The sequence below is a fragment of the Shewanella sp. GXUN23E genome, assembly GCF_050865035.1.
Taxonomy (GTDB): domain Bacteria; phylum Pseudomonadota; class Gammaproteobacteria; order Enterobacterales; family Shewanellaceae; genus Shewanella.
This window is the reverse complement of record NZ_JBOZWP010000011.1, coordinates 1-14,883: the sequence shown is the minus strand read 5'-3', so window position 1 is coordinate 14,883 and position 14,883 is coordinate 1. Positions and strand designations below refer to the sequence as shown.

The 14,883-nt window shown below is 55.4% G+C and carries 13 protein-coding genes; 4 read left to right on the top strand and 9 right to left on the bottom strand.

Annotated elements, in window-relative coordinates:
- Positions 1-120 precede the first annotated feature (120 nt).
- A complete protein-coding gene (gene pmbA / locus ACRRUX_RS11205) occupies positions 121-1,464 on the bottom strand; it encodes a metalloprotease PmbA (RefSeq protein WP_432530252.1) in 1,344 nt (447 codons plus the stop codon).
- Between the two features lie 194 nt (positions 1,465-1,658).
- Between pmbA and yjgA the strand changes: the two genes are divergently transcribed.
- Both yjgA and ACRRUX_RS11195 read left to right on the top strand, forming a co-directional pair.
- A complete protein-coding gene (gene yjgA, locus ACRRUX_RS11200) occupies positions 1,659-2,189 on the top strand; it encodes a ribosome biogenesis factor YjgA (protein WP_432530250.1) in 531 nt (176 codons plus the stop codon).
- 62 nt (positions 2,190-2,251) lie between these two features.
- Positions 2,252-4,750: an Ig-like domain-containing protein gene (locus tag ACRRUX_RS11195; protein WP_432530248.1), complete on the top strand. Its 2,499-nt coding sequence runs from the start codon at positions 2,252-2,254 to the stop codon at positions 4,748-4,750.
- Between the two features lie 124 nt (positions 4,751-4,874).
- Here the strand turns inward: ACRRUX_RS11195 and ACRRUX_RS11190 are convergent, their stop codons facing one another.
- The 5 genes from ACRRUX_RS11190 to ACRRUX_RS11170 form a co-directional block, all read right to left on the bottom strand.
- Positions 4,875-6,050, bottom strand: coding sequence for an ABC transporter permease (locus ACRRUX_RS11190; RefSeq protein WP_432530246.1), 1,176 nt, complete (start codon positions 6,048-6,050; stop codon positions 4,875-4,877).
- Positions 6,047-7,237 carry an ABC transporter permease gene (locus tag ACRRUX_RS11185; RefSeq protein WP_432530244.1) on the bottom strand — a complete coding sequence of 397 codons (1,191 nt, stop codon included), beginning with the start codon at positions 7,235-7,237 and terminating at the stop codon, positions 6,047-6,049. The genes ACRRUX_RS11190 and ACRRUX_RS11185 overlap by 4 nt, the downstream gene beginning before the upstream one ends.
- Positions 7,238-7,262: 25 nt before the next feature.
- Positions 7,263-8,237 carry an HlyD family secretion protein gene (locus tag ACRRUX_RS11180; protein WP_432530241.1) on the bottom strand — a complete coding sequence of 325 codons (975 nt, stop codon included), beginning with the start codon at positions 8,235-8,237 and terminating at the stop codon, positions 7,263-7,265.
- A complete protein-coding gene (locus ACRRUX_RS11175) occupies positions 8,227-9,675 on the bottom strand; it encodes a TolC family protein (RefSeq protein ID WP_432530239.1) in 1,449 nt (482 codons plus the stop codon). Before ACRRUX_RS11175 ends, ACRRUX_RS11180 begins: the two co-directional genes overlap by 11 nt.
- 657 nt (positions 9,676-10,332) lie before the next feature.
- The gene (locus ACRRUX_RS11170) at positions 10,333-10,911 is read right to left on the bottom strand and encodes a TetR/AcrR family transcriptional regulator (protein ID WP_432530237.1); all 579 of its coding nucleotides are present in this window, start codon (positions 10,909-10,911) and stop codon (positions 10,333-10,335) included.
- Between the two features lie 133 nt (positions 10,912-11,044).
- Between ACRRUX_RS11170 and ACRRUX_RS11165 the strand changes: the two genes are divergently transcribed.
- Positions 11,045-12,085 carry an alkene reductase gene (locus tag ACRRUX_RS11165; RefSeq protein ID WP_432530235.1) on the top strand — a complete coding sequence of 347 codons (1,041 nt, stop codon included), beginning with the start codon at positions 11,045-11,047 and terminating at the stop codon, positions 12,083-12,085.
- A 161-nt stretch (positions 12,086-12,246) separates the two neighbouring features.
- Here the strand turns inward: ACRRUX_RS11165 and ACRRUX_RS11160 are convergent, their stop codons facing one another.
- Positions 12,247-12,420, bottom strand: a complete 174-nt coding sequence (locus ACRRUX_RS11160) for a hypothetical protein (protein ID WP_432530233.1) — start codon at positions 12,418-12,420, stop codon at positions 12,247-12,249.
- A gap of 191 nt (positions 12,421-12,611) precedes the next feature.
- Positions 12,612-13,160 carry a sugar O-acetyltransferase gene (locus tag ACRRUX_RS11155; RefSeq protein ID WP_432530231.1) on the bottom strand — a complete coding sequence of 183 codons (549 nt, stop codon included), beginning with the start codon at positions 13,158-13,160 and terminating at the stop codon, positions 12,612-12,614.
- A gap of 265 nt (positions 13,161-13,425) precedes the next feature.
- Between ACRRUX_RS11155 and ACRRUX_RS11150 the strand changes: the two genes are divergently transcribed.
- Entirely contained in the window at positions 13,426-13,659 is a 234-nt protein-coding gene (locus ACRRUX_RS11150; RefSeq protein WP_432530229.1) for a hypothetical protein, read from the top strand.
- Between the two features lie 625 nt (positions 13,660-14,284).
- Here ACRRUX_RS11150 and ACRRUX_RS11145 read toward each other — a convergent pair.
- On the bottom strand, positions 14,285-14,869 hold the full coding sequence (locus ACRRUX_RS11145) for a recombinase family protein (RefSeq protein WP_432530458.1): 585 nt from the start codon (positions 14,867-14,869) through the stop codon (positions 14,285-14,287).
- Positions 14,870-14,883: the final 14 nt, after the last annotated feature.

The following is a 14,883-nucleotide window of genomic DNA, read 5'->3' as shown; positions in this document are numbered from 1 at the left end:
ATAAGGTCCCAGGATCGAGATTCGAGGTCGCGGCAAGCCGCCTCGAGATACTAAAAAAGCGAGTACCTGATCAGGTCTCGCTTTTTTTGTTTTAGGCCCTAGGTTCTAGGTTCCAGCTTCTCAGTTCCCGGCGATCTTCATCTGATCCAGCAACATGCCGCCGGTGCGGATGGCACTGCGGTAATCCCGGTCACAGGCCACCGCCTGAATATTGCGGAACATATCCCTGAGGTTACCCGCCATAGTGATCTCTTCCACCGGATAGAGGATCTCACCGTTTTCCACATAGAAGCCCGCCGCGCCACGGGAGTAGTCGCCGGTGACCATGTTGACACCCTGCCCCATCACCTCAGTGACAATCAGGCCAGTGCCCATCACCTTCACCAGCTCATCAAAGGTCTGGCCGCTGTCGCTGACGGTCCAGTTGTAGATACCACCGGCATGACCTGTGTTCTTCATCCCCAGCTTGCGGGCGGAGTAACTGGTCAGCAGATAGGTTTCCAGCAAACCATCGTTGATGATGGCGCGATCCCGGGTGGCGACCCCTTCACTGTCGTAGGGCGCACTGGACAGGCCTGCCAGCAAATGTGGCTGCTCGGCAATACCGAACCAGTCCGGGAACAGCTGGGTGCCCAGAGAATCCTGCAGGAAGCTGGACTTACGGTACAGGCTGGAGCCACTGATGGCGCTGATCAGGTGCCCCATCAGGCCGGTGGAGATCTCGGGGCTCAGCAGCACAGGCAGTTTGGTAGTGGCAATTTTGCGACCGCCAAGACGTCCGACGGTTTTCATCGCGGCTTTGGCACCAATATGCGCAGCCGGCGCCAGTTCATGATACTTGCGCGATACTGTGTAATCGTAATCGCGCTGCATATTGCCCTGCTCATCCTCACCAATCACCACGCAGCTTAAGCTGTAGCGCGAGCTGCAGTAGCCGTTGAGGAAACCGTGGCTGTTGCCATACACTTTGATGCCGGTATGGGCATTAGCACTGGCGCCGTCTGAATTGGTGATGCGTGCATCGGCGCCCAGAGCGGCCTCTTCGGCGGCAATCGCCAGCTCAGCCAGTGTCTCTGGCAGCAGGGTTTCAGGGTGGTACAGATCCAGATCCGGGATGTCGGTCGCCATCAGCTCTTTGTCCGCCAGTCCGCTGAAGCTGTCTTCACCGGTGAAACGGGCAATATCATTGGCAGCCTGCACCGCCTGACGAATCGCTTCCGGGCTCAGATCCGAGGTGGATGAGTTGCCCTTGCGACCGTCCCGGTAGACAGTGATCCCCAGCGCGCCATCTTTGTTGAACTCCACGGTTTCCACCTCTTTGAGGCGGGTCGATACCGACAAACCCTGCTGCTTGCTGATGGCAACTTCGGCATCACTGGTGCCCTGTTCACGGGCATAATCCAATGCCATGGCGACCGCTTCTTTCAGGGCGCCCAGCTCATGTTCAATGTTGTTTGACGACACGTCTAGTCTCTTCACAGGCCTATGTTGGCCTAAGCATAACAGTCAGTCAGGGACCAATCCACCGCCATCCCTGTCCAATGGCCGATATTTAACATCCTGATCTGACGAAGGTATCACCGTCGGCTGAGAATGATTTAGGCGATATGCCGCTGCGAATGTTAATATTGGCAGCATATTGATAGTGAGGTTTTCCCATGAATATCGTTGGTGATTCAGAACATTTTAAACAGCCCTATGACAATGATGATGATTACATCAGCAAAACGTCATACAAGAAAGAAAGTGCCGATCTGCAGGATCTGGGTAATAAGTTGGCCAATCTGAGCAAGAGTCAGCTGGATAAACTGGATCTCAGCGAAGAGCTGTACGATGCGCTGATCGCCACCAAAAAGATCAAGCCAAGAACCGAGGCTTATCGCCGCCAGATCCAGTTTATCGGCAAGCTGATGCGCAGTGAGGAGATCGCCCCCATTGAGCAGCAACTGGCGAACCTGCTCAACAAAAACAATAATGAAGCGGCAAAAATTCAGGTTTTTGAAAAACTTCGGGATAAACTAATAACTGATGGCGATGCGGAAATTCAGGCATTGGTTGAAGAACATCCACATCTGGACAGACAGAAACTGCGTCAGCTGGTTCGTGCCGCAAGCAAGGAACTGGCCAAAGGCCCCGAGTCAAAATCCTCGGCAGAGTTGGTCAAATACCTGCGCAGCGAAATTAAATAACCCCTCGATAAAGTGCCCTTGAATAAGGGCACTTTGCTACTTGAGTTAACAAGGATGTCCCCATGCAAAGACTGCTTGGTTATGGCGCAGCGGTGCTCGCCATGGTGTTCACAGCAAGTATGCTCAGCGGCTGTAACGGTGCGGCTGATGGCACAGACAGTTCAGGTCAGGAAGTCGGCTACGGCCTGAGTATCAGCTTCCAAACCCGCAGCAACGGCCAGTGCGGCGAAACCACGACCAATCAAAGCTTCAATGCCGGTGACAGTTTCTGCGCCACCGCCACCCTCACCAGAGGCAGCTCGCCTCAATCCGGGGAAATCATCAACTTCACCACCAGCATGGGTAGCCTATCGGCAGCCACCGCACTGACATCGGCCGATGGCAGCGCCAGCATAATCATCAGCAATCCAGCCGGCAGTCAGGGCGCAGGTACCGTCAGCCTGAGTTTCACGCCGCAAGGCAGTGATGCCATCAGCGCCAAACGCAACTTTGAGTTTGTTGGCGAAGCCACGCCGCCCACAGAGGTTCAGCCCACGCTGAGCGCCAGCATAATGAGCAGCGGCCAGCCGGTGACCCGCTTCAAGGTCGATGAGCCCGTGCAGCTACAAGCCAAACTGACTGACGCTCAGGGCCAGGCAATGGCCAATCAGCTGGTCAGCTTCAGCGCCGGCAGCGCCACCCTGACGCCGGCCACCGCACTGACCTCTGATGCCGGTATTGCTCAGGTCAGCTACACCCCGGCGGCAGCGGAACTTGGCGCCCACAGCATGACGGTCAGCAGTCAAATCAGCGGCCTGACTCTGACCGCCTCCAGTCTGTATGAAGTGATCGCCAAAGACGCCATTGGCACTGAGGGCATACTCAAACTCGGCCATTTTGTCGGTGATGAATTTATCGAAGGTAAACTGAAAACCAGCCTGGCCGCGGATGCACAGGGCAAGATTCTGGTCAGCGCCGGTGGCGCATTTGGAGTTCAGGCCAGCCTGGTTACCCAGGCAAGCGATGGCAGTATCACCAAGGTACAGACGCCTTCCAGCATCAAATTCAGCTCGGATTGTGTACTGGCAGACTCAGCCACCATTGATTCCCCGGTCACTACCCTGTCTGGTACCGCTTATTCGACGTTTCAGGACATTCGCTGTGCAGGCAACAGCGACCGGGAAGACACCATAGTCGCCACAGCCGTTGCGGGTAATGAGACCCTGAATGCCACCCTGAAATTCACTCTCGCCAGCCAGACGCTCAGCAGTCTTAAGTTTATCTCGGCCGATCCCACCAGCATCCGCATCAAAGGCAGCGGCGGCACAGATGCCAGCGAGTCCTCTTTAATCACCTTTAAAGTCACTGGCTCTGATGGTCAGGGCGTTACCCAGCAAGAGGTTAACTTCAGTCTGGATACCCTGGTCGGCGGCATCAGCTTCGCCAACGGTGAGACAACCGATACCGGCCTCACCAATGCCGAAGGCCTGGTCAGCGTGCGGGTGCTGGCAGGCACTGTCCCAACCCCGGTGCGGGTGCAGGCCAGCGCCACTGATAGCGGTGAGACCATAGTGACTCAATCTGAGCAACTGTCGATCAACACAGGCCTGCCGCAGCAACTGGGTATGAGCCTGTCGACCTCCAACGCCAACCCGGAAGCAGATGGCATAGATGGTCAGCAGGTGACTGTCACCGCCCGTCTGTCTGACAGTTTTGGCAACCCGGTCCCCGATGACACCACAGTCAACTTCACCACAGAGGGCGGACAGATTGGCTCCAGCTGTGTAACCCAAAATGGCAGCTGCTCCGTCATCTGGACTTCGCAGGCCCCCAGAGTGCCGGATCATCGCATCACAGTGCTGGCCTATGCGCTGGGCCATGAAACCTTCTTCGATACCAATGGCAACAATATCTTTGATGCCGCCGATGGGGTGGGGACCACGCTGGCCTGCCTGAATGACAGCGGCGTCATCATCGCCTGCAATGGCAATGGCCTGGACAGAGAAGCCTTCCTGAGCAGTGGTTTCAGCGATCTGCCCAATGCGTTCAGGGATGACAACGAGACTGGCAGCTGGGAGTCCGGTGAGCCCTTCTTCAACCCTGATGGCAGCAATCAATATGCACCTCAGGACGACCTCTTCAATGGTCCCCAGTGTCAGGGCAGTCTGTGCGGCACTGGTACAGCCAACAAGACCTATATTCGCAAGGCCCAGGTGCTGGTGATGTCCGGCTCACAGGCCTTCTTTACCCTGACGCAGGATGGCACTGAGATATACAACAGCGCCTCGGGCACTATCGCCACACTGCCCATTGCCGCCAACGCCACCGCCACCTTCGCAGTGCGCCTGTATGACAGTGCCAATCAGCTCATGCCTTCGGGCAGTGCTCTGACCATCAGCACGGATCTGGGCACCCTGGGCTTTAACGGCTATACCGTCCCCAAAGGCAATGCACTGGGCGGCAGCACTACGACCTTCACCCTGAAAAACGACGGTGACAGCGGCCAGGCCAATATCAGCCTGACGCTAACCACACCCAGCGGCCAGCAAACGCTAGAGACCTTGCTGCTCACCCTGTTGTAATCGACCATGCCAACGAAAAAGCCAGACCTGCGGTCTGGCTTTTGTTTTTCAGGGGCCTTGCGTGCTTTCTGCGACAATAATTTGCATCAATCATTTGCATCAATCATCAGCACTGGTCCTCGACTCAAGGCTCGCGGTCAGGGCTTGCGGTGTTGTCCAGCATGACTCTGTGATGACGGATCCCCCACCAGGCCAGCGGCGCAAAGATAGCTACCAGCAGCCACAGATGCAGCCAGTAAGGCAGAATCTGCTGCCAACTGGCCCCCATCTGGTTCATCTCCAGCATACCCATAATAACCGGGGTTACCGGGAATACCTGCGATAGCCATACCAGCGTCTGGGGGATCAGCGCCAGCGGCCAGACAAAGCCGGAAGCAAACAGGATCGGCATGGACGACAGCAGATAGATCTGAGTAGGCAACTCGCGCCGGGTAAACAGCGCGCTGAGCGCCACTCCGACCAGACTGGTCGCCAACAGAAACGGCAACATCAGCAAACCGATTTCAGTCATGCTGGCCATGAGGTTGGCGCCATACCAGTAGTAACACCAGCCCACATAGTAGGCGCTGAAGATGCCGTAAATCAGCATAAAGGCCAGCACCCGACAGCCCAGCAGCATCAAGGGTGATACCTGGCTCCAGTAGCCACGCTGACGCCACTGCCCGGCGCCCAGAATGCCGGTGCCCACCAGCAGGGTTTGCTGCAAAATCAGCAAAAACAGCCCGGGCACCACGTAAGGCGTATACCCCAGCGACAGGTTAAATGCCGGGACTGAATTAATATCCAAAGGATTCAATTGCATGTCCGCTGCCACCGGATTGCTGCCGCGACTGGTCAGTGCCTGCCACTTCAGCTCAGTGGCAAAATCCATCCCCACATCCACCAGGCCTTCGGCAATGGCCGAATACACCAGGAAGTAACTGGCATCGCCGCCAATGGCCAGAGTCGCACCTTTGCCCAGCTTGATGTCCCGGCTGAAATGCTCGGGGATCACCAGCAGGCCATGAGCCTGAATACCATCACGCGGCAGCGCAATCCAGGCCTGCGCGTCGGGGATAGCGCCAACCGTACCGACCACTTCCAGCTTGGGACTGGCATTGGCATGGCGAATTAGCTCGCGGCTTAAACTGCTGCGATCCAGATCCACCACCACGATCGCCTGACGGGTCGGCACCTCATGCAGATAAGGCAAGGGATACAGCACTGAGTAAAACAGCACGCCGCCAAACAGAGTGATGGCAATGGCCTTGTCGGAGACGATGGCTTTCAAATCAAGCCATACTAAAGTCCACCAGTTCATCGGCTGCCCTCCCCTGAGTCAGCACGCACGATCGGCGCCGGGGTAATTGCCAGCTCATCGTTGCGCCACTGCTTGTTACGCAGCATTGCCAGTGCGGCAATGGGCACCAACAGCAGCAAAAAGCCCCAGTAACCGGCCAGTTCATTGAAAATATCGGAGCCGCTCAGGCCATAACTGACTACAGCCACCTGGGATTCAATGTAATGACTGGAAGGCATCAATACCCGCCACCACTTGGCTAATTCGGGCATTTCATGCACCGGAAAGGTCGCCCCCATAAAGGCAAACGCCGGGGCAAACAGGGCGGTACAGAAGCTCACCACCCTGGCCTTGTCCTGCAGCAGGAAGAAGATGGCCGCCACCCACAAAAACACCGCGGATAACATCACCGCCTGCGCCAGTATCAGCCAGGCGAAGCCACCATTGATGGGCAGCCCCAGATAGCGGTAAAGGAACACCATCATCACCGCACTTTGCAGCAGCGCCAGCGGCAGATACACCAGCCACTTGACCACCAGGTTCACACCCCAGTGCTCCAGCCAGCGACCATAGCTGCCCACATCCAGTTCACGATTGAGGGCATTGACGAAAATCAGCATGGCAACTATTTGAAACAGCGCAATAAACAGCGGCGGCATCAAAAATGCCACATAGTTGCTGGCCTGGTTGTACAGCGGCGTGATCTGAAAACTTATCGGGCTGATATTCACCCCGACCTGCACACTGGGCACGCCTTTGGCGAGCTGGCTGGTGCGGGCCAGGGATTGCAGTGCCGGGGCCAGGCTCTGCTGCAAGCTGCTGTTGAGCAGCTTGCCGACCAGCAGGAACTGGCCGTTATAACGGATCTCCAGCGTCGGCTGCTTGCCGCTTTGCAAACGGGCACTGAACTGATTGGGAATGATCACCATGCCAAATACTTCACCGCGCTGCATGGCATCAATGGCCTGCGCCTCGCTGCCATATGAGCGCGGCGTACTGGCCGGACTGGCCTGAATTTGCCGTCCCAGCGCGCGGCTGAGGCTGGTGTTATCCAAATCCACCAGCGCCACCGGCAATTCTCTGGGCACAGCGGCCGAAAACAGCCCCCACAGTCCCAGCGCCAGCAGCAGCGGCACATAGCTGACCAGCGCCAGCAGCCAGGGATCTTTCTGCAATGCCCGCCATTCACGGACAATCGGCTCAAACATCTCAGGTCCTTAGCGTTATTGCCGTTTATTCAAGGGGCAGCAGTACCGACATACCGGCGCGCAGACCGTCAATCGGAGTGACCGGACGCAGCTCTACCTCGAAGGTGCGCATGTCGAAATCATGCCCCGCCTCAGTAGCGCGCCAGGTGGCGAAGTTACCCATAGGGCTGATGTAGCTCACCCTGAACTGAGCCTCGGTATCCAGCGCAGGAATGCGCAGCTTGAGGGTTTGCCCCATTTTGAAGTGCTTGAGCAGATCTTCACGCACCTGCATCAGTGCCCAGTTATCCTGCATATCGATAAGGCTCACCACAGGGAAGCCGGTGGGCGCCAGTTCGCCTTCAAACAGCAGCACTTCGCTGACTTCACCTGAGTGAGTCGCGCGCATCTGGCTGTCTTTAAGTACCGATTCCACCTCATTCACCGCGCCCTGCGCCATCATCGCCTTACCGGCAGCGGCGGCCTTGGTTTGCTCACGGGCGCCTTCCTGGGCCATTTGATACATGGCCAGCGCCGCCTGCTCTGTGTATTTGGCCGCCTGCCATTGGGTATAGGCCTCATCCCGCTTTTGCCGCGGCAGAACGCCTTCGGTGAACAGATTCTCAACCCGCTTAAAGGTCGTTTGCGCCAGCTCAGCAGCGGCTTTGGCCTTCTGCCATTGCTCTCTGGCCGCCATGATCTGCTGCTTGCGGGCACCGGCATCGGCTTCGTCTTTCAGCGCCAGCGCAGCATCCCGTCCCCCCTGGGCCTGCATCAGTTTGGCATCCAGCTCAGGACTGCTGATGGAGAACAGCAGATCGCCCTCTTTCACGCTGTCGCCACGGCGCACCATCACCTGCTCAATGCGACCGGCCACTTTGGAGGAAATATGATATTCACGGGCTTCAATCTGCCCCTGCAGTACCTGCGCCTTGGGGCTGTAAGCCAGTTTGAGGCCGTATGCCAGCACGATAACCAGCGCCAGTAATACCACCAGGGCAAGGATTCGGTTAGCGCGCATTGTGATTCTCCCCATCTGTGTGTTCAGTGTGTGTTGGCCGCTCAGCACTCAGGCTGCTGCGGGCAATAAATTCATCGAGTTGACCGGAAACTGCCATCAGTCTGGCGTAGGCCTGCACATAGCGATAAGTCGCCGCCAGTTGCTGGGTTTGCACCGCCGTCAGCTTCACCTGAGCATCCACCCGCTCAATCGAAGTCGACATACCCTGATTGAAGGCCAGCTCCCGCAGGCGCAGGTTTTCTTCGGCCAGCGCCAGTGAGGTATTGAGTGAACTCACCTCCTCGCGCGCCTGCTCCAGCTGGCGGAAACTCTGATCCAGCAGCAGGCTTAAGTCCTGACGGGTCTGGGCTTTGGTGTATCTGGCCTGCAGCAGCGCACTTTTGGCGGCCTCCACCTTGTCACCACGGCCTGAGTTACTGATTATCGGCATCTTGATGCCTACCCCGACCAGCCAATCCGGCTCCATCTGCGACGCCAGACTGTCATCTTCATACAGGGTGTAGTTGCCGTACAAAAACACCGTGGGCAGGTACTGACTTTTCTCTACATCCACCAGTCCCTGAGCCTGAGCCTCTTTGGCCTCCAGCAATTTAAGCGCCGGATGCTGCGCCAGAGTCAGTTGTGTCAGCTGTGGCAGGGAAGGATCGGCAGGCAGCATAAACAGCGGCGAGTCCGGCTCGCTCTGCTGCTGGTGCAACATACGACTGAGGGCGATTTGCGCCATCTGATACTGACGCATGGCACTTGCCGCATTCACTTTGGCATTGGCCACTGCCACTTCGGCATTGAGCCGCTCGACTTTGGCGATCTGCCCCTGCGCTTCCAGCTTGATGGCATGCTGCAAATGTTCATCCAGGGCATCTACCAGCGCCTGCTGGGTCTGCCAGGCTTTGTGGGTCACTATCACGCCATAATATCTGTCCACCAGGGTGGTAAACAGGTCCCGTTTGGCGAGCTCTGCCGCCTGTTGCTGCTCAGCCACCTGGGCTTTTTGAATGCTCTGGGCAGCACTGATTTTGCCGCCGGTATAAATTGGCCACAGTGCCTGCAGACTGGCGCGGAAAATATCCTGCTCGGTAAAAGGCGTCACCATAGGCAGGCTTTCGAGCAAACCACCGAGAGCCGGTGGGATAGGCACAGGCAGTTGCCCGCCATTGAGGGACGCCAGCGGATTGAGATCCCGCAGATCCAGCTCAACCGGTTTATCCAGATGGGTGTAAGTGCCACTGATCCCCAGCGTGGGATAGTCCAGCGCATCGCCGCCACGCTTGAGCGCCTCGGCCCGGCTCACCTGCGCCTCATCGGCCTTGAGCTTGTCGCTGACGGTTTGCAGCTGCTGCCAGGCTTCACCGAAGCTGACCGTTTGCGCCTGAGGCTGGGGCTGCGCCTGCACAGACAGCGGCAGTACCAGGCAAAGCGCCAAAATTGATAATCTCACGTGTTTTCCTCGCGTCTGCAGATAACGTGAACAGACATCAGACTGAATGCGGATTAGAGCTTTTACTCTAAAGAGGCGAAATTCTACACCTAATATCGCAAAAAATGTACTTTTAATCATCGGAATATTGATGGAGTTTAGTGTCGGCCACAGAATAAAAACGGCTTTTTTACCAATCGCTTGAATGCACGTGGCTAAGGAAGGTGCGAATAAGTCCCGTGCGTGCTCTGCGAGTGCTGACAGCTTCTAGATGCGCGGCGCAGTGTGAAGCTAATGGCCCTAGTCCTTATCAAGAACTGCAACAAAGCAGCTAGGGCTGTCAGCCTCGCCCTACGGGGCTTTCGAGCAATCGCCATTTCTTCGGTATTCAGCTTTGAAAGGCAACCAGCCTTCCTTTATCTAAATACCTCGAACTGTCTTCTGCTCATAAGCCAGAGTGCCGCGAGGACTTGTTCGCACCTTCCCTAAGACACAAAAATCAACCGGACAAAAACTTGGGCATGGATTGGGGCTGCCCCCACCAACCAGTTCCTGCGCGAGCGCAGTGCTCGGCCTCATTAATCTGAGCACTGCCAATCTGAGTCAGGACAATCTGAATAAATAAGCTAAATCCAGACTTGCGGCCAGTAGAATACAGGAGTGTTGCGACAGAGCCTGTCAGCCGCGAATATGGGCCAGCAATTGCTCAGCCAGTGAGGCCAGTACCCCTTTGGCGGGTTTGGTGTGGGCATAGGTGCGTATGCCATAAATGCCCATCACCAGAAACTGTGACAATGCCTCACAGTCACGATTGGCGGCCAGTTCACCGCGACGCTGCGCCTCACGCAGTTTATCGGTAAAGGCTGCCTGCCAGTCGGTGAGCATGGAGCCAATCAGGGCTTCAACTTCTTCATCCTGATGGACCAGTTCACTGAGCGCCTTTTGCAGCAAGCAGTCTTTGATTTCGTCCCGCTCACATTCATCCACCACGCCTGCCAGATAGGCAGCAATCCCCGCCAGCACTGAGTCTTTGCCGGTAAAATAGGTTTCAAACTCAACGGTGCGCTGCTGCCGATAGTGCTCGAGCGCCGCCAGCAACAGACCACGCTTATTGGTAAAGGCGCAATAAATAGACCCGGGATGCAGGCCGGTGGCCTGTTTCAGGTCCTGCATACTGGTTTTGCTGAAGCCCTTGCAAATAAAGGCATCCATGGCGGCGCTCAGTACTTGCTGACGGTCAAACTCTGCAGTGCGCATTAAGATTCTCTGATAGCTTGGATAACTCTGGATTCTAACTTAGTTTGAATGAACGCTCAAAAAAGATCTTGAACGCTCATTCAAATTAGTCTAACTTGAACAAACATTCAAATATCAATCCAAAGGCTGAACCATGGACAAGCTGCTTACTCCCTACTCACTGAACCCAACCCTGACACTGCAAAACCGAATTTTGATGGCGCCGCTGACCCGCTGTATGGCCGATCCGGATCTGGTACCTACTCAGGCCATGGTCGAGTATTACGCCCGCCGCGCCGATGCCGGCCTCATCATTTCCGAAGCCACCATTATCCGTGCCGACGGTCAGGGGTATCCCAATACTCCGGGGCTGTTTACCCGGGCACAGATCGACGGCTGGCGCAAAGTGACAGAGGCGGTGCACGCCAAGGGCGGCAAGATGTTTGCCCAGCTGTGGCACACAGGCCGGGTCGCTCATCCGCACTTCTTTGGCGGCGAGTATGTGCTGGCACCGTCAGCACTGGCGGTGGAAGGCAGCGTGCCACGTATGCGTGAACTGGTTTATACCGTACCAAAGGCTGCCAGCCATGCCGACATAAAGCAGCTGGTTGAAGATTATGCCCAGGCCGCTGCCAACGCCATGGAAGCCGGTTTTGACGGCGTGGAGATCCACGGCGCCAACGGCTATCTGATTGATCAGTTCCTGCACCACGCCGCCAATATCCGCACCGATGAATATGGTCAGACACCTGAGAACATGGCGCGCTTCCCGCTGGCGGTGGTAGATTCCATCATCGCCCGCATCGGCAGCGATCGCACCGCATTGCGGGTATCACCGGGCGCTTATTTCAATATGGGGGCTGATGCCCGCGACCGTGAGGTGTTTGACTACTTGCTGACGCAGCTGGAACAGCGGGATCTGGCCTATCTGCACCTGGGGATCTTCGATGACAGCATGACCTTCGATTATCTGGATGGCACCGCTTCGGCCTACCTGAGATCCCACTACCGCAAAACACTGGTGGGGGTGGGCGGCTACAGCGCCGAAACCGGAGATAACGCCATTACCGCAGGCAAATTCGATCTGCTTGCCATCGGCCGTCCCTTTATCGCCAACCCTGATTATGTTGCCCGAGTAAAGGCCGGGCAGCCTGTAGTGGAATACTCAGACGAGATGCTGGCCAGCCTGATTTAACAGCGAAAAACCGCCCTTTTGGCCGACTTAATCAGCAAATGCTAATTTTGCTGACTGGGGTTCACAATTCGGCAGAGCATGGAGGATGACCTGCGTTATCCTCTACGCTTCACCTGATCAATTAGGTGAGCCATTGCTCAGGGTCTGTTGACCTTTCATGGTTAATTGCTGCCACTGCCCGCCAGCGCACAGGCCCTCGTCCGGCCTGATTGCCCATAAGCCGCTTCACTCCGTTTCCAGACATAAGCCGCCCATCCCAGTCCGCCGATGGGAAACACGATCAGCGCAATGACCAACCTCAGCCACCAGGGCTCGAGTGGCGATACCCAGTGCATGAGCACCGACCAGCTGATGGCCGTAATGGTGCACCAACCCCAAAAGCCATTGAGCCACAAAAAGCGGGTTCTGCCTTTGCCCTGATCTGGCGCACTTCCCGTGCTTGTTCATCATCAGTTTTACCTTGGCAAGGTTAGGACTCCAGATAAACAAAAAGCCCGTGGCATTGCCACAGGCTTTTGTGTATCACTTATACCAAGTGCCTGATAATTCTCGCCGGCGTACCGCCCACCAGAGTATCCGGTGGCACATCCTGATTCACCACTGAGTTAGCGGCTACCACGGCGCGAGCGCCTATGGTCACCCCCTGATTGATCACCGCATTGCCGCCAATCCACACATCATCTTCCACCTGAATGGGACGGCAGAAGGTAGCCCAACTGCGGCGCTCAAGATAATTGAGCGAATGGGAGGCGGTATAAAACTGCACATTGGGCCCCACCATCACATTGTCGCCTATGGTGATGGCCGCGCCATCCAGCATGGTCACGCCACTGTTGAAAAAGCTCTTGCGGCCAATGCGGATATGCTGGCCAAACTCACAACGAAATGGCGGCCGAATTAAGGATTCAGGCCCCACCTCGCCCAGCAGTTCACGCAGTAAAGGCTGCGCCTCATCCACATCAACACACTGATTTATCTCATGCACCAGCACAAACGCCCGATCGCGCAGGGCGCAGATCCCGGCATCGCCGCCGTCGAATGCCTCGCCATTGAGCATCTTTTGCAGTTCTGTCATTCAGGGTACACCGTTTATTGTTGTTAAGTTCCGATCAGGCCGGATTGGTGTGATTGCACAGCCTGGATAAGCTAAGCCATGCTCTGGAATTGATGGGTAAACCTATGTTCTATACAACACTTTTGTACTGTACTTATTTCACAAAACTAAACTCTGAGACGATTATCACAGGAAAAAGAACACGATAGTAGACTACCGTCATGCCACTGGCTCACCGTGGTATCTTCTCCGGCATCATCCGCAACAACGACAATGGAGACATACTATGTTAATCGATACTATCACTCCTATTCCTGAGCGATTCCAAGCACAGATTGATAATACCTGCGATGCATTGTCTATGGTTTTGACATCAGAAGTCTGCAACGTTAGCCCAGAGACTGCTCTCGAACTAACTTGGGTAATTCATCCTACGCCATCGGAAGCTATGACTGCATTTGCTGGTGGTCATCCCTGTATCATCAGTGAAACACTAGGGCTATATGCCACGGTGTCTTAATTAATGGTCTTCAGTTGGGCGCAAGGATGCGCCTATACTCCTTAGGTCACTTTTGGGAATGACACCTGCTCAAATAAAGACCAAAAAGACGACTAAAAACCTCAAAGCAGCACAAATGTGTTTACTTTAAGGTCGAAATATGATACTAGCCACAGCCCCCTCTATAGACATACCTTAAGACTCACCTTAGGTGACCTCAGACCTCTTAGTTCCTGTCTTTGTTAGTATTATTACCACCTTAGACACACTTGGTCATTAGACTACCTATAGACAGACCTCAGTCTCTCCTCAGACCTTACTGGGTCATTCGGTGACTTTAGACTACCTTAAGTCTCTACCTTGGGGCACGAAAGTATGACCAACCAAAGGAAGGGCTGGAGATACGCACAAGCATTTGCCACGCTCTCCTATAGTCGTACCGCAGGTATTGATTAGGTGGTCATCAGCAAAAAAACAGGCGTCCACAGACAGAAGCCAAAGTAACAGACAGAACCCCCTCATAGCATTGCGTCAGAAGACCCTCAGAGCCACCGTAAGCCACTAAAACACAAAAGAAATAGTAGTGTAGCACCACGACTTATGACTGCTTTAAAGCCTCTCTGACGCCCCCCATAAGCCCTTGCAATCAGGGGCTCACCTTCTTGGACTCAGCATACATGCGCTTCACAGTAGCCTCTGATATTCCCAGAGCTTGAGCAGTCTTGGCTATGGACATGGTTTGACGCAGCTCTGCCACTTTCTCAGGCGTTGCCTTAGCTGGACGCCCAATGGTCTTACCTTCAGCTCTCGCTCTGGCCTGACCTTCCATAGTGCGCTCACGGATGCGGTCTCTCTCGAACTCAGCAAAGGCGGTAAACATACGCAGCATCAGCTTGCCCTCAGATGACGTTAGGTCAGCGACAGGTAGGTCTAGGCTATGTACATTGACGCCCTTCTCCTGAAGCATGGCAATGGTATTCTGGACATCAATGTTGTCACGTCCCAAGCGGTCTAACTTCAATACCACCAGAGTATCGCCAGCCATGAGCTTATGCTCGACCATCGCTCGAAAGCCTTTACGCTCCATTGCACAGACTGCACCAGAGACCGTCTCAGAGGTTACGAAGGCTGGGGCAACCTCATATCCACGGTCTTTAAATGCTTGTATCTGGTTAGCTGTAGTCTGCTCTGCGGTAGACACTCGACAGTAAAAGTAAGTACGGCTAGTCATGTTTGATATGTCCA